Annotated in this window: 16 protein-coding genes; 9 read left to right on the top strand and 7 right to left on the bottom strand. The window is 65.9% G+C overall.

Going from position 1 to position 18,516, the window contains the following annotated elements:
- Positions 1-10 precede the first annotated feature (10 nt).
- Positions 11-1,528, bottom strand: a complete 1,518-nt coding sequence (locus ACOIX3_RS36870) for a helicase HerA domain-containing protein (protein ID WP_420966899.1) — start codon at positions 1,526-1,528, stop codon at positions 11-13.
- A gap of 249 nt (positions 1,529-1,777) precedes the next feature.
- Between ACOIX3_RS36870 and ACOIX3_RS36865 the strand changes: the two genes are divergently transcribed.
- Positions 1,778-3,067 carry an MFS transporter gene (locus ACOIX3_RS36865; RefSeq protein ID WP_420966898.1) on the top strand — a complete coding sequence of 430 codons (1,290 nt, stop codon included), beginning with the start codon at positions 1,778-1,780 and terminating at the stop codon, positions 3,065-3,067.
- Between the two features lie 27 nt (positions 3,068-3,094).
- Here ACOIX3_RS36865 and ACOIX3_RS36860 read toward each other — a convergent pair whose 3' ends face one another.
- The 5 genes from ACOIX3_RS36860 to ACOIX3_RS36840 form a co-directional block, all read right to left on the bottom strand.
- Positions 3,095-3,184 (bottom strand): hypothetical protein, encoded by a 90-nt coding sequence (locus ACOIX3_RS36860; RefSeq protein WP_420971885.1) that lies wholly within the window; start codon positions 3,182-3,184, stop codon positions 3,095-3,097.
- Between the two features lie 87 nt (positions 3,185-3,271).
- Positions 3,272-3,805, bottom strand: a complete 534-nt coding sequence (locus ACOIX3_RS36855; RefSeq protein ID WP_420966897.1) for an alanyl-tRNA editing protein — start codon at positions 3,803-3,805, stop codon at positions 3,272-3,274.
- Between the two features lie 11 nt (positions 3,806-3,816).
- Positions 3,817-4,986: an OpgC domain-containing protein gene (locus tag ACOIX3_RS36850; protein ID WP_420966896.1), complete on the bottom strand. Its 1,170-nt coding sequence runs from the start codon at positions 4,984-4,986 to the stop codon at positions 3,817-3,819.
- 329 nt (positions 4,987-5,315) lie between these two features.
- A complete protein-coding gene (locus ACOIX3_RS36845) occupies positions 5,316-5,930 on the bottom strand; it encodes a TetR/AcrR family transcriptional regulator (protein WP_420966895.1) in 615 nt (204 codons plus the stop codon).
- Positions 5,931-6,015: 85 nt separating this feature from the next.
- Positions 6,016-7,188 (bottom strand): acyl-CoA dehydrogenase family protein, encoded by a 1,173-nt coding sequence (locus tag ACOIX3_RS36840; RefSeq protein WP_420966894.1) that lies wholly within the window; start codon positions 7,186-7,188, stop codon positions 6,016-6,018.
- A gap of 225 nt (positions 7,189-7,413) precedes the next feature.
- Between ACOIX3_RS36840 and ACOIX3_RS36835 the strand changes: the two genes are divergently transcribed.
- From ACOIX3_RS36835 to ACOIX3_RS36815, 5 genes are all read left to right on the top strand, one after another.
- Positions 7,414-8,517: an asparaginase gene (locus ACOIX3_RS36835; protein WP_420966893.1), complete on the top strand. Its 1,104-nt coding sequence runs from the start codon at positions 7,414-7,416 to the stop codon at positions 8,515-8,517.
- Positions 8,518-8,536: 19 nt separating this feature from the next.
- Positions 8,537-10,045 (top strand): xylulokinase, encoded by a 1,509-nt coding sequence (xylB, locus tag ACOIX3_RS36830; RefSeq protein ID WP_420966892.1) that lies wholly within the window; start codon positions 8,537-8,539, stop codon positions 10,043-10,045.
- A gap of 116 nt (positions 10,046-10,161) precedes the next feature.
- A complete protein-coding gene (locus ACOIX3_RS36825; protein WP_420966891.1) occupies positions 10,162-11,697 on the top strand; it encodes a sugar ABC transporter ATP-binding protein in 1,536 nt (511 codons plus the stop codon).
- A complete protein-coding gene (locus tag ACOIX3_RS36820) occupies positions 11,690-12,724 on the top strand; it encodes an ABC transporter permease subunit (RefSeq protein ID WP_420966890.1) in 1,035 nt (344 codons plus the stop codon). The genes ACOIX3_RS36825 and ACOIX3_RS36820 overlap by 8 nt, the downstream gene beginning before the upstream one ends.
- A gap of 67 nt (positions 12,725-12,791) precedes the next feature.
- Entirely contained in the window at positions 12,792-13,736 is a 945-nt protein-coding gene (locus ACOIX3_RS36815) for an ABC transporter substrate-binding protein (RefSeq protein WP_420966889.1), read from the top strand.
- Positions 13,737-13,828: 92 nt separating this feature from the next.
- On the opposite strand, the gene ACOIX3_RS36810 is transcribed toward ACOIX3_RS36815, so the two are convergent.
- The gene (locus tag ACOIX3_RS36810) at positions 13,829-14,506 is read right to left on the bottom strand and encodes a sigma factor-like helix-turn-helix DNA-binding protein (protein WP_420966888.1); all 678 of its coding nucleotides are present in this window, start codon (positions 14,504-14,506) and stop codon (positions 13,829-13,831) included.
- 69 nt (positions 14,507-14,575) lie between these two features.
- Between ACOIX3_RS36810 and ACOIX3_RS36805 the strand changes: the two genes are divergently transcribed.
- The 3 genes from ACOIX3_RS36805 to htpG all read left to right on the top strand — a co-directional run bounded on the left by ACOIX3_RS36805 (position 14,576) and on the right by htpG (position 18,372).
- Positions 14,576-15,556, top strand: coding sequence for an AraC family transcriptional regulator (locus ACOIX3_RS36805; RefSeq protein ID WP_420966887.1), 981 nt, complete (start codon positions 14,576-14,578; stop codon positions 15,554-15,556).
- 60 nt (positions 15,557-15,616) lie between these two features.
- Positions 15,617-16,423, top strand: a complete 807-nt coding sequence (locus tag ACOIX3_RS36800) for an MBL fold metallo-hydrolase (protein ID WP_420966886.1) — start codon at positions 15,617-15,619, stop codon at positions 16,421-16,423.
- An 86-nt stretch (positions 16,424-16,509) separates the two neighbouring features.
- The gene (gene htpG, locus ACOIX3_RS36795; RefSeq protein WP_420966885.1) at positions 16,510-18,372 is read left to right on the top strand and encodes a molecular chaperone HtpG; all 1,863 of its coding nucleotides are present in this window, start codon (positions 16,510-16,512) and stop codon (positions 18,370-18,372) included.
- Positions 18,373-18,516: the final 144 nt, after the last annotated feature.

Here is an 18,516-nt window from a genome sequence, read left to right as displayed (position 1 = left end):
CAGCGACTGATCACAGCGACGAGCTGTCGGAGGCCGCTTCCGCCGGTACTTCGTCGGCATTCGGGTCGGCCGCTGCCGTGGCCCAGGCGAGTTCGACGAGTGTCACGATCCGCCGGCCGGCACCGTCAAGCTGGCAGACAATCAGGCCCTGCTCCTCGATGTAGGTCAGAAGATGCCGGGCGCGGCGCAGCGAGTGCGTGCCATAGGCGCGCGCGATCGCTGCATCGCTCGGGCAGGGCCAGCCTTCCTTCGCGGCACGGGCGATCATCATAAAGACGCCCTGCATGTCCTCGGGCAGGATGGCGGCACGCAGCGAGACATCCTGCCACGCGTCGTCCTCCGCCATCTCGGTGCCGAGTCCGGCGCGGGCGCGCGTCAGCATGCGGCGGAAATCGGTCAGCTCCGGTACGACGGCACCGAGACCCTCGATCCGGCAGCGGACCACGAACTCCTGATAGAGCACGCCGATGGCGCGGAAGCCGGCGTCGGGCTCGGCGAGGATCGCGCGCAGGATGCGATCCAGCCGCTCACGCCGTTCGGCCAACTGCTCCGCGCTGAGTGGCGGTTCGGCAGCCTCGGGATCGGCCTCCGGTGCGGGCTGCTTGGCGGCCATCAGCTGGCTGAGCAGGTCGGGCGGCGGTGTCCGGCGCGGCGGCCTGGCCGTTGTCTCGGGCGGCGGGGCCGCGAGGATGATGGCGCGTGCATCCTCAAGCGCCGCTTCAGGCAGCGGCATCAGCCGCGGCGCCGCGTTGCGCGGTTGGGTGTCGGTCGGACCGATGCGCAAGCCCAGCGGACGGCGGGAGAGTGCGGGTCCCAGCGCCATGAATTGCCCGCGCTCCAGGTCGCGGAACGCCTCCGCCTGCCGCCGCTCCATGCCGAGCAAATCGGCGGCGCGCGCCATGTCGATATCGAGGAAGGTCCGGCCCATCAGGAAGTTCGATGCTTCGGCGGCTACATTCTTGGCGAGCTTGGCCAGCCGCTGGGTCGCTATGATCCCGGCAAGCCCGCGCTTGCGCCCGCGGCACATCAAATTGGTCATCGCGCCGAGCGAGAGCTTGCGCGCTTCGTCGGAGACTTCGCCCGCGATCGCCGGCGCGAACAGCTGCGCCTCGTCCACCACCACCAGCATCGGATACCAATGGTCGCGGGCGACCTCGAACATGCCGCCGAGGAAGGCCGCGGCGCGCCGCATCTGGTTCTCGGCGTCGAGCCCCTCGAGATTGATCACGGTCGAAACACGATGGATGCGCACGCGCTCGCCGGCGACCTGCAGACTGCGCTCGGTATGGTCCTCGGCATCGATGACGAGGTGGCCGAATCGCTCGGCCAGGGTCACGAAGTCACCCTCGGGATCGATGATGGTCTGCTGCACCCAGGGCGCGCTCTGTTCCAGCAGCCGGCGCAGCAGATGAGATTTGCCGGAACCCGAATTGCCCTGCACCAAAAGGCGCGTCGCCAATAGCTCCTCGAGGTCGATGGCCGCCGAAGCGCCGGCGGTCGTTTGTCCCATCTCGATCGCTACGGTCATGTCCCGACTCAAGTTGCTCTTGCGGCATGCGGCTTAACAAGCCGATCGCGCCCCGTCGAGCGAACCGCGGCATGATCCCCAGGCGCGAGGCGATCTCCACCGTGACACCTTTGAGCCGGCCGTGGCCGTGACGCCGACGTGAGGGCCGCCGCCATTCTCATGCCGGATACCTCCGTCCCGTTTGCCGGAGGTGTTCGTTTGCGCAAACCCCGTCATAGTCCGCAGCACAAAAGAAACGTGCGAGGAAACATGACTGAGAGCATCGTTGATGCCGTTGCGCCGTCGGTCGCGGCGACTGGTGCGGTGTCGCCGCGAAAGGTGTTTTGGGCGACCTGGTTCGGCTGGATGCTCGATGGCTTCGATTCCTCGATGTACGGCTACATCCTGGTCAGCGCGCTGAGCGAGCTGTTGCCCGCCAGCGGCATCGAGCCGAGCAAGGCCAATATCGGCATCTATGGCGGCCTGCTGTTCTCGATCTTCATGCTGGGCTGGGCCTGCTCGATGGTCTGGGGCTGGGCCGCAGACCGTTACGGGCGCGTCAGGATCATGTGCTGGACGGTGCTGGTCTACTCGCTGTTCACGGCGCTATGCGGGCTTGCGACCGGTATCGTGATGTTCGCATTGTTTCGCTTCGTTGCCGGCTTCGGCATCGGCGGCGAATGGGCCGCGGGCACGCCGCTGCTGCAGGAATCCGTGCCGGAGAATACGCGGGTGCGGCTCGCGGGCTGGCTGCATACGGCCACGCCGACCGGATTGTTCCTCGCCGCTGCCGTGACGCTCGCGATCGGCGGCACGCTCGGCTGGCGCGGCATGTTCCTGCTCGGCATCCTGCCGGCGCTGCTGATTGCGTATCTGCGCAGCAATATTCCTGAACCCGAGAGCAGCGCGTCGCGCGAGCCGCCGTCGATCTCGGCGCTGTTTGCGGGAGATCAGGCGCGCACCACCTGGGCGGCGGCGCTGATGATGGCCTGCATCATCTTCGGCCTGTGGTCGTCGAACTTCTGGGCGCCGACCGTGATTTCGACCAAGCTGGTCGCGGCGGGGGCGACGCCTGCGCATGCGCAGGAGATGGGGGCGGTGGCCGGGCTGATCACCAATGTCGGCACGCTGATCGGCTGCCTTCTTGTGCCATGGATCACCGGCTGGCTCGGCAGCCGGCGCCGCACCGCGGTGCTGTTCTTCATCGGCGGGTTGATCTCCGTCGTGGTCTGCTATGAAGTCGCGATCGAATGGCTCGACAGTCTGGTGCTGTTCATGGCTTTGCTGCCGGTGCTCGGCTTCTTCACCAATGGCGTGTTCGGCCTGTTCACGATCTGGCTGCCGGAGATGTTTCCATCCGCACTGCGCGGCTCGGGCTCCGGCTTCGCCTTCAGCATGGGCCGCGTGCTCGGCGCCGCCGGCCCGACGCTGATCGGCACGCTCGCCGCCCGCACCGGGAGTTTCCCGCTGGCGATCTCGATGCTGTCGCTGATCTATCTGATCGGTCTGCCCTTGATCCGGCTTGCGCCGGAGACGGCCGGAAAGCCGCTCGCGAAATAGCAAGCGCACGCGGCATGCGAGAGCCGGTCAGACCGCAACCTTGATCCTGCGATTCTGGCGGCCCTTGTTGTCGATCTTGACGATCCGTGCGGGTCGCGCGCGCCCGGTCGACGCCAGATGGGTGCCGCCGCAGGCCTGGCGATCAAGGTCGAGGATTTCGACGATGCGAACGAGTCCGTCCTCCCCGGCCGGCGGGGTGACGGCCTAGCTGCGGAACAGGCCGGGCACGGCCTGCGCTTCATCGTGTGGCATGAAGACGCTGCTCACCGGAAGATCCCGCCGAATGATCTCGTTCAACGGCGCCTCGAGCGCCCGCAGCGTGTCATTGTCGGCTCCCGGCAGATCGAAATCGACGCGGAACGTGGCGTCGGCGTTGAGCTGGGCGCCGGTGAGAAGGGCGCCGCCGAACTGCGTGTAGACGAGTGCATTGACGACATGGGCGAGCGTGTGCAGTTCGCACATCAGGGCGCGAAATGCCGGCTCGATCTCGAGCGTCACGTTGCCGGAGGGCAGGGCTTCGCCGGCAAACAGATGCCACAGGCCGCGTTCGTCGCGCTCAAGTCCGGTGATGGGCAGCACGCCGCCGGACCATCTCAGGACACCCTGGTCAGGAAGCTGCCCGCCCCCTCCGGGAAAGAACGGCGAGCGTTCGACGAGGACGGCGCCGGGCCTGACGTCGCGCACCTCAGCTTCGAGCTGCAGCATGTCGGGATGATCGTGATAGAAGGCGCGCGACATCGATGACGCACCTATTCCGCCGGCTTCGCGGCCGCCTGCGCCTGCGCAGCCACGGGCGGCTTCGGCGCTTTGTCGACCTTCTTCGACCACGAGCGGTAATAGGCGAGCACGGTCATCAGCACGATGCCGATCGCGCTGACCACGATCTGCATCCAGAGGCTGCCGGAGACCTCGACCAGCACCACATGCGCGACCACGGCGAGGAACACGCCCGCGCAGAACACCTCGAGCGACTGCTGGCCGCATTTGATGATCGGCTGGAATATCGGCCATTCGTATCCAGCCCATTCGCGCGGCAGGAAGCGCGTGACGAAGAAGGCCAGCACCACGAAGTGCAGCACGCGATAGGGCGCGAGGTTGGTCTTGTCGTTCGGATTGAAGGCGTCATAGAGCCAGGCCGGCATCGCCTGGCCGAGCTCCGGGAAGCGGCCCGCCAGCGTCATGACCAGCGCGAACAACAGGTAGGCGCCGCCGAGCCAGAGGAAGGCGCGCGAGCGGATGAATGTGATCGATTCGCTGGCGCCGCCGAGCGCGAACCAGCCGCCGAACACGAACAGGAACTGCCAGCAAAACGGGTTGAAGTACCACGAGCCGCCTGGATAGGCCGGCAGATTCCAGCCGAAATGCCGTGCGGCGAGATAGAGCAGGAACGAGGCCGCCAGCGTCAGATTGAGCTTGCGCAGCATCGCCCACAGCACCAGCGGATAGACCAGCATCAGCGCGATGTAGAGCGGCAGCACGTCCATGTTGACCGGTTTGAACGCCAGCAGCAGGCCCTGATAGAGCGTCTCAGCCGGGTTCTGCATGAAGCCCGCGACGTTGAATTCGTTCTCGAGATTGGGGTCGTGATAGCGCTGGGCGAGATAGCCGATCTCGGCGATGTAGATCACGAACAGCAGGACATGCGCGACATAGATCTGCCAGGCCCGCTTGATCAGCCGGGTGGCGCCGATCACGGTGCCGCGCTCGATCATCATGCGCGCATAGACAAAGGACGCGGTGTAGCCGGAGATGAAGACGAACAGATCGGCCGCGTCGCTGAAGCCGAAATTCTTCTGCGTGATCCAGTTCACCGCGTTGTTCGGGATGTGATCGAGATAGATCGCCCAGTTGGCGAAGCCGCGCAACAGATCGAGGCGATAGTCGCGGCCACGCGGCGGCAGAACAGCCTTGACGTCCATCGGTTCGCTCCCATCCCCAGTGCCCGCGCGTTCTGCCGCGGGGCGTCCACCGCGTCATACTAGAACAGGATTTCGACGGTTGGGTATTGGTTTTCCGGGAGGGTTGGCAGTCGACACCGCCGAACCACGATGAATTTGGATCAAATCATTCGGGCCGCGAACCAATCGTCAGCAGACCGTGCGTAGGATGGGTAGAGCCAACTGGTCCGCGCAACGCGCGGCCCGATGATAAACTCCGCGAAACCAATTACTCCGTGCCAGCCCAACCAATGATGGGTTTCGCTGCGCTCTACCCATCCTACCAGAGCCGGGGCCGCGCACCGGCGCAGCTAATGCTGAACGAACCCGTTGTGCAGCGTGGTGAACAGCGTCTTACCCTTCTTCACCAGATCGTATTTGCGGCCATAGAGCAGCCAGACCGCGGTCAGGTGGCACATGCCGCCCATCATCAGCGACATCGCGGTGTAGGGATCGAGGTTGCGGCGATAGGTACCGGCGCGGATCGCCTGCTTGATCAGCTGCACGTAGCGCAGCGCGTATTTGTCGACCGCCTTCTTGACCCGCGGCTCGGCGGCAAGGACGCTCGGCCATATCTCCAGGAAGAACACGCGGCCCCAGCTCGGATTGTCCTTGATGTACTGGAAGTTGGTCAGGAAGATGATGCGAAGCTGCTCGACGGGGTCGCCGCCCTTCACCAGCAGCGGCTCGGTCTTCTGATACAGCGCTTCGAAATTGCCCTCGGGCACATCGAGCACCAGCGCGCGCTTGTCCTCGAAATAGTCGTAGATGCTGGAGAGCGGTACTTTCGCCACCGCAGCGACCTCCGTGAGCGAGGTGCCGTCGATGCCCCGCTGGCCGAACAGCTTGGTCGCTGCCGAGAGAATCTGCTCGCGCCGATCGCGGCTGCGTTGTTGCTTGAGCTTGAGCGTCGTCCCCGAAGCCACTTCCTTCTCCCATTCCGTAAAAACAGTAAGACAGCGGAAGTGGATCACCAAGAACAATTGCAACATAAAGTGGAAGAGGCCGTTGTCAGATTGACGCGTTCCGCCGTTCATGGTTGCGGAACGCGTTGCGGGCGATGATCTGCCGCATGATCTCGGATGTGCCATCCAGAATGCGGACCACCCGCGTTTCCCGCCAGATGCGCTCGATCGGCAGGTCCTTGGAATAACCGGCACCACCGAACAGCTGCATGGTCATGTCGGCCACCCGCTGCACCATGTCGGCGCCGGTATATTTGGACAGTGCGGCCGCGGCGGTGCGGGCGGCGGCGTCGCCCTGGTCGTAACGCCAGGCCGCCTCATAGGCGACGAGGCGTGCGGCATGCAGCGCGCTCGCCATGTCGGCGATCTGCCACTCGATGCCTTGATGGTCGCGCAGCTTGCGGCCGAACGTCTCGCGCTCCGAGACATGATCGAGCGCGTAGTCCATGAGCTGACTCGCAGCGCCGACGCAATAGGCGCCCCAATGCGTACGCCCGGCATCCAGACACCGCATCGCGATGGCAAATCCGTCGCCCTCCTGGCCGAGCAGGTTCTCGCGCGGAACGCGGCAGCCCTCGAAGATCACTTCGGCATGCGCCGAGCCGCGGCCGGCGACCATCTCGACCAGGCGGCCTATGGAGAGGCCCGGCGTCTTCGCGTCCACGACAAACGCCGCGATGCCCTTCGCGCCCGCCGACGGGTCGAACGTGGCGAACACCGTGAAGACGCCGGCGACCGGCGCATTGGTGATGTAGGTCTTGCGGCCGTCGAGCACGTAATGATTGCCGTCCCGCCGCGCCCTGGTCTGGATGCGGGCCGCATCCGATCCGGCGTTCGGCTCGGTCAGCGCGAAGGCGCCGATCATGCGGCCGCTGGCGAGCTCGGGCAACCATCTGTCGCGAACCCCAGGCTGCGCGAAGAACTCGATCGCCTTCGATCCGATATGAACGTTCACCCCGCTCAGATAGTAGAAGGCGGTGTGCGCCTTCGCGAGCTCCTCGATCGCGAGGCAGCTGCCGAGCATCGAGAGGCCGAGCCCGCCGAATTGCTTCGGCGTGTTGGTGCCGAACAATCCCATCCTGCGCAGGCCGGCCATCGCGCTCTCCGGGACCTCGCCGGTCGCCTCGGTCGCGGCGTCGTGGGGCTTGAGCTCGCAGCGCACGAATTCGCGCACCCGGCCCTGCAGGATGCGGAGATCGTCGGGAAGATCGAAATGCATGCCCTCACCAAAATTCGAATAATATTCGAAAAATGTGCGCCGTCATGCCGGCGGTGTCAAGATTTTGCGGGAGTGCCGGAAAACAAGGCGGTGTTCGCGGGATACTGGGTAAGAGCTGCCGGGATGTCGGAATCTTGCCCCCGATGCTTTCCGCCGCAAGTTTGTCCACTTCTTGCGCGATAAAACCACGAGTTGTGATTAGGTAATCCGTCGCTGGGGGAAGAAATGACGCTGCACTCGTTCCGATCGGCTTGTTCCGCACGCATCATCATCGGCCTTGCCGCAGCCCTCGTGATCGGGCTTGCGTCGCCGGCCATCGCACAGCAGTCGCCCGCCGGCACCGCGCTGGCCCGCGTGCTCGTGCTCGGCACCGGCGGAACCATCGCGGGCCAGGCCAATGCACGCGCCGGCAATGCCTATGATTCAGGCAAGGTCAGTGCGGCGAACCTGATCGCCGCCATTCCGGGGATCGACAAACTCGCCCAGATCTCGGCCGAGCAGATCTCGTCGATCGGCTCGCAGGACATGAATGACAAGGTCTGGTTCGACCTCGTCAAGCGCATCCGCGCGGCTGTTGACAACAAGGAAGTCGACGGCGTCGTCATCACGCATGGCACCGACACGATGGAGGAGACCGCGTTCTTCCTGCAAAACGTGCTGGACACCGACATGCCGGTCGTGCTGGTCGGATCGATGCGGCCTTCCACTGCGATCGGGGCCGATGGTCCGGCCAATCTCTACGAGGCGATGCGGGTCGCATCGGCGCCGGAGTCTCGCGGCCGCGGCGTGCTCGTGGTGCTCAACGACACCATCCATGCCGCGCGCTGGGTGCAGAAGACCAATACCACCAGCGTCGAGACGTTCCGTTCGCCCGACGCCGGTCCGGTCGGTTACGTCGACACCGGCTCGCTGCGCTTCCTGCAACCGGCCGCACCGGTCAAAACGGCCAAGCTGAAGCTGCCGGACGCGCCGCCCTTGCCGCGGGTCGACATCATCTATTCGCACGCCAACATGGATGCTGCGGAGGTCGAGGATGCGGTCAAGCGCGGCGCCAAGGGCATCGTGCTGGCCGGCGTCGGTGACGGCAATTCATCGAAGGGCGCGATCGATGCGCTGGCGGCCGCGGCGAAGCAGGGCGTCATGGTGGTGCGTTCGACCCGCGTCGGCTCGGGCTATGTCAACCGCAACGTCGAGGTCGAGGACGACAAGCTCGGCTTTGCGGTCTCGCTCGATCTCAATCCGCAGAAGGCGCGCGTGCTGCTCCAGCTCCTGATCGCCAACGGCGTGACCGAGTCCGCCGCGGTCCAACAGGCGTTCGCGCAGCCGTGATCGAGCGACGTGAAGCACCATGTATCTCGGGATCGATCTCGGCACCTCGGCGGTCAAGACCGTTCTCGTCGACGACGCGCAGCGCGTGGTGGCGAGCCGCAGCCAATCGCTGACGGTGGCCTCGCCGTTTCCTGGCCATAGCGAGCAGGATCCGGCGCAGTGGGTCGACGCCGCGTTCGCGACGCTGGACGCGCTGAAGGCGGAGCATCCAGCCGAACTGGCTGACGTCGACGGCATCGGCCTGTCCGGCCAGATGCACGGCGCGACGCTGCTGGATGCCGATTGGAAGCCGTTGCGGCCCTGCATTCTCTGGAACGACGGACGCTCGGCTCTGGAATGCGGCGAGCTGGAGCAGCGCTGGCCGGCCTTGCGGGCGACGACCGGCAACAAGGCGATGCCGGGCTTCACGGCGCCCAAGCTGCTGTGGGTCGCCAAACACGAACCGGAGATTTTCGCGGCGACCAGGCTTGTGTTGCTGCCGAAAGCCTATCTGCGCCTAGTGCTGACGGGCGAGGCGATCGAGGATATCTCGGACGCCTCGGGAACGCTATGGCTTGATGCGGCGCGACGGGACTGGTCCGACGCCGCGCTCGACGCGACCGGCCTGTCGCGTCGTCAGATGCCGCGCCTCGTCGAGGGCTGCGCTCCGGCGGCGCGGCTCTCGCGCGAACTTGCGCAGCGCTGGGGCATGCGCAAGCGGCCGATGATCGCAGGCGGCGCCGGCGACAATCCGGCCGGCGCCGTCGGCATCGGCGCGATCGGGAACGGCGCCGCCTTTGTCTCGCTCGGAACCTCCGGCGCGCTGCTGGTGCCGACGCAAGCGATCGCCGCCAATCCGGAGCGCGCCGTGCACACCTTCTGTCATGCCGTTCCCGGGATGTGGATCCAGGCCGGCGCGATCCTCTCGGCCGCGTCGTGCCTTGCCTGGATCGCGCGGCTGTTGCAGGCCTCCGAGGCCGAGCTGCTGGCGCCGCTCGGGTCGCGCCCGACAGCGCCGTCGCATGTCAGCTTCCTGCCCTATCTGTCCGGTGAGCGGACGCCGCACGACGATCCGGATGTGCGCGGCATGCTGGACGGTCTAAGCCACGGCACCGATCGCAACGCGATCGTGCAGGCCGTGCTCGAAGGCGTTGCCTTTGCGCTGGCGGATTGCCGCGACGTGCTTGCGGATAGCGGAATGGCGATCACCGCCGTGGATGCGATCGGCGGCGGCTCTCGTTCGCGGTTCTGGCTTTCGGTGCTGGCCAACGTCCTCGACATTCCCGTGCATCGCTTTGCCGATGGCGAAACCGGCGCCGCGTTCGGCGCCGCGCGGCTCGGCCGCCTTGCGGCCAGCGGCGAGGCGATCGAAGCGGTCTGCACGGCGCCGCAACGCGTCGAGACGTTCGAGCCTGACCGCGCGCTCGCGGCGGCCTATGCCGAGCGGCTTCCGAAATGGCGCAGCCTGTACCGGCCACGGCGCGGATCAAAGTCAGCGCATTGGAACGGCGGCCAGTTCCGCAACATGAATCCGGTTCCCGACTTGTGATCATCAGAAGCTATTGCCCTGCGCCGCGGCCTTTTGTTTAATGTGCGCACGCGCGCGAGAATTCGAATGCAACTTGCGGGTGCGACGCAACGCCGTCGGTGCAGTGGGGAGGCAAGATGAACGACCCGATCCTCGAGATGCGCCGGGTCTCCAAGTCTTTCTTCAGCATCAAGGCATTGCGCGGTGTCGACCTCACGGTCTATGCCGGCGAAATCCACGCGCTGATGGGCGAGAACGGCGCCGGCAAATCGACGTTGATGAAAATCCTGTCGGGCGCCTACCGGCCCGATCCGGGCGGCGAAATCCGCATCGAGGGCAAGCCCGTGAGCTTCAACGGCCCGCATGCCGGACGCGTGGCGGGCATCTCGATCATCTATCAGGAGCTGTCGCTCGCGCCCAATCTGAGCGTCGCGCAGAACATCTATCTCGGCCGCGAGGTCTCGCGCTTCGGAATACTGGCGCGCGAGGCGATGGAAGCCGCCGTCGGCCCGATCCTCGCGCGGCTCGGCGCCGATTTCGCGCCACAGGCGTTGGTGGCCGGTCTGTCGATAGGCCAGCGCCAGCTGGTCGAGATTGCCCGCGCGTTGCATGCCCGCTCGAAGATCCTGATCATGGACGAGCCGACCACGGCGCTGTCGGCGGGCGAGAGCGAACGGTTGTTCGGCCTGATCCGCCGGCTCCGCGACGAGGGCCTTGCCATCATCTACATCTCGCACCGCATGGACGAGGTCTATGCGCTCGGCGACCGCGTCACGGTGCTGCGCGACGGCACGCTGGTCGGCTCGCTCGACAAGCCCGAGATCCGCGCCGACACTATCGTCCGCCTGATGGTGGGACGCGACGTCTCGTCCTTTTACAAGAAGGAGCACGATCCCGGCAGCGATAGCAGGGCGCTGCATGGCGCCCCCATGCTCGCGGCCGTCGACATCGCCGACGGACGGCGCGTCAAGGGCTGCTCGCTGGCCGTGCGTGCCGGCGAGGTCGTCGGCCTCGCCGGGCTGGTCGGCGCCGGCCGCACTGAGCTCGCGCATCTGATCATCGGCGCCGCGGCGAGGACCGCCGGCCATGTCGAGATCGAAGGACGCACCGTCGACATCCGCAACCCCGGCGCGGCGCTCGCGGCGGGCATTGCCTATCTCACCGAGGACAGGAAAGCGCTCGGGCTGTTCCTCGACATGTCATGCCTCGACAACATCAATCTCGCGGTGCTGGGCCGCGATGCGAGGCCAGGCGGCATCCTCGACCGCGACACGGCGCGCGACCGGGCGAAAAAGGCATTCGCGACACTGGGTATCCGCGCCGCGGATGTCCGCGTCCCGGCAGGCGGCCTCTCCGGCGGCAACCAGCAAAAGGTGCTGCTGTCGCGCCTGCTTGCGACCGCGCCCAAAATCCTGATCCTCGATGAGCCGACACGCGGCGTCGATGTCGGCGCCAAGTCCGAGATCTATTCGATCATCGACAACCTCGCGAAGTCGGGCACCGCGGTGCTGGTGATCTCGTCCGATTTGCCCGAGATCATCGGCATCTGCGACCGCGTCATCGTGATGCGCGCCGGATTGATTGCCGGCGAGATCAAGCGAACCGCGACGACGCCGCTCGACCAGGAGCAGATCATGGCGCTCGCAACCGGAATGGAGCGGCTCGATGCCTGATGACGGTGCTTCCGCAAAGGCCGCCGCGCCCGGCCTCGTCGCCGCGCAGGAGAGCAGGCGTCAGCGCACGCGGCTGCTGATCCGCTCGGCCGGCATGCTGCCGGTGCTGGTGCTGTTGTGTATTGGCTTTCATCTGTTGTCGGATGGCCGTTTCTTCACCGCGCAGAATCTCGGCATCGTGGTGCAGCAGGCCGCCGTCAACACCGTGCTGGCAGCGGGCATGACCTTCGTGATCCTCACCGGCGGCATCGATCTCTCGGTCGGCTCCATTCTGGCCGCCTCGGCCATGGCAGGGCTGATCATCTCCAAATTTCCCGATTTCGGCGCGTTGTGGTTACCGGCCGCGGTGCTCACGGGGGCAGTCTTCGGCATCCTCAATGGCGGCTTCATCGCGCTGCTGCGCCTGCCGCCGTTCATCGTGACGCTGGGGTCGCTCACCGCCGTGCGCGGCGTGGCGCGGCTGCTGGGCGCCGACACCACAGTGTTCAATTCGGCGATTCCCTATGCCTTCATCGGCAACGGCTCGCTGACGCTCATTCCCGGCATGCTGTCGATCCCCTGGCTCTGGGTGATCGCGCTGCTCGTGATCGTTGCTTCATGGCTGGTGCTGCGTCGGACCGTGCTCGGCGTGCATATCTACGCGGTCGGCGGCAATGAGAGCGCGGCGCGGCTCGCCGGCATCAAGGTCTGGGCCGTGCTGATCTTCGTCTATGGCGTGTCGGGCCTGCTCGCAGGTCTCGGCGGCGCCATGCAGGCGGCGCGGCTCTATGCCGCCAACGGCCTGCAGCTCGGGCAGTCCTACGAGCTCGATGCGATCACCGCCGTGATCCTCGGCGGCACCTCCTTTGTCGGCGGCATCGGCTCGATCTGGGGCACGCTGGTCGGCGCGCTGATCATCGCCGTGCTGTCGAACGGCCTGATCCTCACCGGCGTGTCCGACGTCTGGCAATATGTGATCAAGGGCCTCGTGATCATCGGCGCGGTGGCGCTCGACCGCTACCGGCTGCAGGGTTCAGCGCGCACCTGAGCCACAACAATCCGGCGCGGTCACTGGTCGCTGCGCCGGAGCTTCAAACAGACCAGGGAGGAAGCCAATGAAGACGATCTCATTTGCCGGCGCCGCCATCGTGCTCGCCCTCGGCTCAGCGCCGTGCTTCGCCAAGGAGCTGAAGTCGATCGGCATCTCGCTCGGCTCGCTGGGCAACCCGTTCTTCGTCGCCCTGTCGAAGGGTGCCGAGTTCGAGGCCAAGAAAACCAATCCCAGCGTCAAGATCACGACGGTCGGCTTCGAATACGACCTCGGCAAGCAGGTGACCCAGATCGACAATTTCATCGCCGCCGGCGTCGATCTGATTCTGCTCAACCCGGGCGATCCCAAAGCTGTAGGGCCGGCGATCAAGAAAGCGCAGGCCGCCGGCATCGTCGTCGTTGCCGTCGACACCGCGGCCGAAGGCGCCGATGCCACGGTGACCACCAACAATGTTCAGGCCGGTGAGATCTCCTGCCAGTACATCGTCGACAAACTCGGCGGCAAGGGCGACGTGATCATCGAGAACGGACCGCAGGTTTCCGCGGTGATCGATCGCGTGACCGGCTGCAAGAACGTGCTCGGCAAGAACCCCGGCATCAAGGTGCTGTCCAGCGACCAGGACGGCAAGGGCTCGCGCGAAGGCGGTCTCACCGTGGCGCAAGGCTATCTGACCCGCTTCGCCAAGATCGATGCCGTCTTCGCCATCAACGACCCGCAGGCGATCGGCACCGATCTCGCCGCGCGCCAGCAGAACCGCGGCGGCATCGTCATCACCGCGGTCGACGGCGCGCCCGACATCGAGGCCGCACTCAAGGATCCCGGTTCGCCGCAAATCCAGGCGTCCTCCTCGCAGGATCCATTCTTCATGGCGCGCCGCGCGGTGCAGATCGGCGTCGCCCTGCTCAACGGCCAGAAGCCTGCCTCGACCGTCGAGCTGTTGCCGTCAAAGCTCGTGACGCGCGACAACATCGCCGACTACAAGGGCTGGACGTCGAACCGTTCGCAATAGAGCGTTTTCGAGCGAAGCGGGCACCGGTTCGCGTGAAGGAAACGCGTCAAAACAAGAAGCTCTAGCGCCGACAGCGCGGGTGCGGCGGCGGTTTAACAGGCGTCCGCGCGGTAGACCGTCGGTTTTGACGTACCGCCCGTGGGTCTCGCCGCCGCCGGTTCCGCCGACGCTTGCGCTGCTCGCCGCGCCGCGAGCAGCAGGCCGCGGGCCTCCGCGATGCGCGACATCACGGTGGCGACGGGAACGCCGGTCACCTCGGCGATCTCCTTGTAGGAGAGATCGATCATTTCGCGCAGGGCGATGACCTCGCCGAGCGGCGCGGGCAGGTCGTCGACGAGTTGCCGGATCGTCGGCGGGGCGCACCGGTTGGACTTTTCCTTGGTGCCGGCAACGTCCGTCGGCGAGCCGCGGCGACCGAGCGTCTTGCCAAGCTTTTCCTGGCAGACGGTTTTGAGGATCGCGAGCAGCCACGGCCTGATGGCGGTGCCACGAAAGCCGTCGAACTGGCGCAGCGCGCGCAAATAGCAGTCCTGCACGGCCTGTTCGGCGTCAGAGTCGGTTCGCATCAGCACCTGGGCGAACGCATAGGCATCGTCGAGCCATGGCAGCGCGGCGTCACGAAACTGCTGCGCCGTTTTATTCCCGGCTTTCGCACCTTGCATCATAGGGTTGCATCTCGTGAATAGCTTTACCGTCAATCGGCGGAGTGGTATCAGGCTCCCCGCCGGAGTCGTGGACCGTCGCGCCAAGCGTAGGGACAGGAACGACATGCGCACGCCGGGAAGAACGCGATCGTTCGTCGCCTCGTTTCGATCGATCGCGCTTTCGGAGCACGGATCATGTCCGAGACACAGGTGCCCAACCGGTTCTCGATCTTCCACCGCGGGCTGGCGAAGGGGCCGGCCTATGAGGCCTGGCGCGAAGGCATCTGCCGCGGCTTCTGCCGGCTCGACGTCGGACCGACCGACGATAACCGCATCGATTGCCACAACGAGTTCACGCTGCTGCATTCGGTCGCGATCGCGACACCGCGCGGCGGCTCGGCCCGTTTTGCCCGCACCCGCGCGCTTCTGAGCGACGGCTGCGACGATTTGGTGCTGATATCAGCGACGCGCGGCACCGTGCAGGTCACACAAGGCAGCACGGCGATCGAGCTCAAGCGCGGCCAGATGTGCCTCACCGAAATGAATATCGTCGGCACCGCCGATCTCACCCAGTCCGGCAGCTTTACGACGACGCGGTTTCCGCGGCGCCTCCTGCTCCAGGTCGCGCCCATGGCGGAGACCCAGCTGGCGCGGCCGCTCGGGCGCGAGCCGGCCTTGAGCGCGATGATCGAGCGCTATTCGACGCTCTGCACCGAGCTGGCCGGTGATCTGGACGTGCCGGGCCAGCAGGCGGCGGCGCATCACCTCGCCGATCTGGTCGGCCTCGTGCTCGGCAGCAGTGCCGAGCAGAGGGAGCTTGCCGCGCGCGACGGCGTGGCGAAGGCACGGCTCGACCTGATGAAGGCCGATGTCCTGAAGAATCTCGACAATGGCGGGCTCACGATCGAGGCCATCGCGAAGGCGAATGCGCTGAGCACACGCCAGGCGCAACGCCTGTTCGCCTCCGCAGGGACCACGTTCTCGGAATACGTCCTGGAGCAGCGCCTGCTGCTGGCGCGCCGGCTGTTGCTGCACGCGCAGGGCGCCGGCCGCAAGGTCAGCGACATCGCCTATACGGTCGGCTTCAACGACCTGTCCTATTTCCATCGCGCGTTCCGCCGCAAGTTCGGCGCAGCGCCGGTGGAGATGCAGATGGAACTGGGGCGCCGTCATTGAACGCGTTGCGCTGCTGACGTAGATCAGGAGTCTAGCTTCATCCCAACGCGCGTGGTCTCAATGCCTCTCTGGACTTGCGAACAATGCGGCGCGCAATTTCCCGCAACCGCGGTGCCGCCGCCGGCTTGCCCGATCTGCGAGGATGAGCGGCAATATGTGAACTGGAAAGGGCAGGCGTGGCTGACGCGCGAGGAGCTCGCGCAGCGGCATCGGCTGGTCTGGCGCGACGATCTCGGGCTGGTTGGATTGGCGCTCGAGCCGTCATTTGCGATCGGGCAGCGCGCGCTCTTGGTGCCGGACCGCGGCGGCTGCGTGATGTGGGACTGCGTGCCGCTAGCGACCGCGGAGGCGATTGCGCATGTCAGGTCGCTTGGCGGGCTGAAGGCGATCGCGATCTCGCATCCGCATTATTATGGCGCCGTCGCTGACTGGAGCGCGGCGTTCGACGATGCGCCGGTCTATCTGCACGGCGACGATGCGCAATGGGTGACGCGGCCTTACGCGTCGATCGTGCCGTGGCAGGGCGACAGCCATCGCATCTCCGACGACATTCTCCTGGTGCGCGGCGGCGGGCATTTCGCCGGCGCCACCATGCTGCATTGGCGCAAGGGCGCCGACGGGCGCGGTGCGCTCCTGACCGGCGACATCGCGATGGTGGCGATGGACCGCCGCTCGGTCAGCTTCATGTATTCCTACCCGAACTACATCCCGCTCAACGCATCTGCAGTCCGCCGCATCGCGCGCACGGTCGCGCCGCTGGCGTATGATCGGATCTACGGCGCCTGGTGGGGCAAGAATATCGCAACCGACGCCAAGGCGGCGTTCGACCGCTCGGTCGAGCGCTATCTCGCGGCGATCTCGGACTGACGGGTTCCCCCCGCTCGTCTTGCCAGGCGGCGCGATCGCGCTATATCAGGGCTTTCCCGCCACTTACCGTTTGTCCGAGTTTCTGCATGACCACAACTGCCGCCGCCGAATCCCAGCCGTTCCAGGCCGAGGTTGCCGAATTGCTGCACCTGATGGTGCATTCGGTCTATTCCGAGACCGATATCTTCCTGCGCGAGCTGATCTCGAACGCATCCGACGCCTGCGACAAGTTGCGCTATGAGGCGATCGCCAATCCCGGCCTGATCACCGACGGCACGCCGCCGGAAATCAGGATAGTCCCGAACAAGGCGGCTGATACGCTGTCCGTGGTCGATACCGGCATCGGCATGGAGCGTGCGGAGCTGATCGACAATCTCGGCACCATCGCGCGCTCCGGCACCAGATCGTTCCTGTCGAAGCTCACCGAGGCCAAGGACGGCGCCAATCTGATCGGCCAGTTCGGCGTCGGCTTCTATGCCGCCTTCATGGTCGCCGATAAGATCGTCGTCACCAGCCGCCGCGCCGGCTCTGACGAAGTGTGGGTATGGACGTCGGAAGGCGGCAGCGGTTTCGAGATCGCGCCGGCAAGCGAGGAGGCCGCAAGCCGCGTTACGCGCGGCACCGAGATCGTGCTGCATCTGAAAAAGGACGCCGCCAAATATCTCGAGGCTTACGAGATCGAGCGCATCGTCCGCGAATACTCCGACAACATCCAGTTTCCGATCCTGCTGGTGCCGGAGGAGGGCGAGCCGCGCCAGATCAACTCGGCGAGTGCGCTTTGGCAGCGCTCGAAATCCGAGCTGACGCCGGAAGACTACGCGCAGGCCTACAAGCAGATCGCGGGCGCGTACGACGAGCCGGCGATGACGCTGCATTACCGTGCCGAGGGCCGGCAGTCCTATGCCGTGCTGCTGTTCGCACCGTCGCAGAAGCCGTTCGACCTGTTCCAGGTCGAGCGCAAGGGCAAGGTCAAGCTCTATGTCCGCCGCGTCTTCATCGCCGACGATGCCGAGCTGCTGCCGGCGTACCTCCGCTTCATTCGCGGCGTGATCGACAGCGAGGACCTGCCGCTCAACATCTCGCGCGAGATGCTGCAGAACAATCCGCAGCTCGCACAGATCCGCAAGGCCGTCACCAGCCGCGTGATCGGCGAGCTGGAAACGCTCGGCGAAAAGGAGCCGGAGACCTTTACAAAAATCTGGGACGCGTTCGGTCCGGTCATCAAGGAAGGCCTGTGGGAGGACTTCGAGCGCCGCGAGAAGCTGTTGGCGCTGGCGCGCTTCACCACGACGTCGGGCGAGAAGCGCTCGCTGAAGCAGATTGTCGACGACTTCAAGCCGAACCAGACCGAGATCTACTATCTGGTCGGCGACAGCGTCGAGCGGCTGAAGTCGAATCCGAAGCTGGAATCGGCGCGCGCGCGTGGCATCGAGGTGCTGCTGCTGACCGATCCGGTCGATGCGTTCTGGACCTCGGCGCCGCTCGAGTTCGGCGGCAAGCCGCTGAAGTCGCTGAGTCAGGGCGATGTCGATTTCGGCCTGATCCCGCTTGCCGACGACAAGGACGACAAAAAGGACGAGCCCGCAGCCGATGCCGCGACCACGATCGCCGTGATCAAGGATGCGCTCGGCGCGCGCGTCTCCGACGTCCGCGCCTCGCAGCGGCTGACCGCGAGCGCATCGTGCCTCGTCGCCGGCGGCGACGCGCGCGACCGCGCGCTGGAGCGGCTGCTCGCCCAGCAGAACCGCGGCGAGATCACCAAGCCGATCCTCGAGATCAATTTGCGCCATCCGCTGGTCGCGGCGCTTGCGACCGACACCGCGCAGGCGAAGGATCTGTCGCTCCTGCTGTTCGAGCAGGCGCAGATCCTCGACGGCGAGATGCCCGACGACCCCGCCGCCTTCGCCAGCCGCCTGAACCAGCTCGTGCTGCGGGGGTTGGGCAAGTAGGGGCGGCTGCGCCATCCCCGTCATCCTGAGGAGCGCGTAGCGCGTCTCGAAGGATGCACGGCCACAGTCGGGCCGTGCATGCTTCGAGACGGCCGCTGCGCGGCCTCCTCAGCATGACGGACTGGGTCGTTCGTAGCCCGGATG

Origin of the sequence: Bradyrhizobium sp. B120 (genome assembly GCF_049075665.1) — a bacterium.
Lineage (GTDB): Bacteria > Pseudomonadota > Alphaproteobacteria > Rhizobiales > Xanthobacteraceae > Bradyrhizobium.
This window is presented reverse-complemented; position numbering and strand designations above follow the sequence as displayed.

Excerpts from the sequence above, each read along its gene's own strand:
- htpG (WP_420966885.1), top strand. The coding sequence starts at position 16,510 with ATGACCACAACTGCCGCCGCCGAATCCCAGCCGTTCCAGGCCGAGGTT.
- ACOIX3_RS36855 (WP_420966897.1), bottom strand. The coding sequence starts at position 3,805 with ATGTCGCGCGCCTTCTATCACGATCATCCCGACATGCTGCAGCTCGAA.
- xylB (WP_420966892.1), top strand. The coding sequence starts at position 8,537 with ATGTATCTCGGGATCGATCTCGGCACCTCGGCGGTCAAGACCGTTCTC.
- ACOIX3_RS36870 (WP_420966899.1), bottom strand. The coding sequence starts at position 1,528 with ATGACCGTAGCGATCGAGATGGGACAAACGACCGCCGGCGCTTCGGCG.
- ACOIX3_RS36820 (WP_420966890.1), top strand. The coding sequence starts at position 11,690 with ATGCCTGATGACGGTGCTTCCGCAAAGGCCGCCGCGCCCGGCCTCGTC.
- ACOIX3_RS36865 (WP_420966898.1), top strand. The coding sequence starts at position 1,778 with ATGACTGAGAGCATCGTTGATGCCGTTGCGCCGTCGGTCGCGGCGACT.
- ACOIX3_RS36840 (WP_420966894.1), bottom strand. The coding sequence starts at position 7,188 with ATGCATTTCGATCTTCCCGACGATCTCCGCATCCTGCAGGGCCGGGTG.
- ACOIX3_RS36835 (WP_420966893.1), top strand. The coding sequence starts at position 7,414 with ATGACGCTGCACTCGTTCCGATCGGCTTGTTCCGCACGCATCATCATC.
- ACOIX3_RS36800 (WP_420966886.1), top strand. The coding sequence starts at position 15,617 with ATGCCTCTCTGGACTTGCGAACAATGCGGCGCGCAATTTCCCGCAACC.
- ACOIX3_RS36805 (WP_420966887.1), top strand. The coding sequence starts at position 14,576 with ATGTCCGAGACACAGGTGCCCAACCGGTTCTCGATCTTCCACCGCGGG.
- ACOIX3_RS36850 (WP_420966896.1), bottom strand. The coding sequence starts at position 4,986 with ATGGACGTCAAGGCTGTTCTGCCGCCGCGTGGCCGCGACTATCGCCTC.
- ACOIX3_RS36815 (WP_420966889.1), top strand. The coding sequence starts at position 12,792 with ATGAAGACGATCTCATTTGCCGGCGCCGCCATCGTGCTCGCCCTCGGC.
- ACOIX3_RS36825 (WP_420966891.1), top strand. The coding sequence starts at position 10,162 with ATGAACGACCCGATCCTCGAGATGCGCCGGGTCTCCAAGTCTTTCTTC.
- ACOIX3_RS36810 (WP_420966888.1), bottom strand. The coding sequence starts at position 14,506 with ATGTCGTTCCTGTCCCTACGCTTGGCGCGACGGTCCACGACTCCGGCG.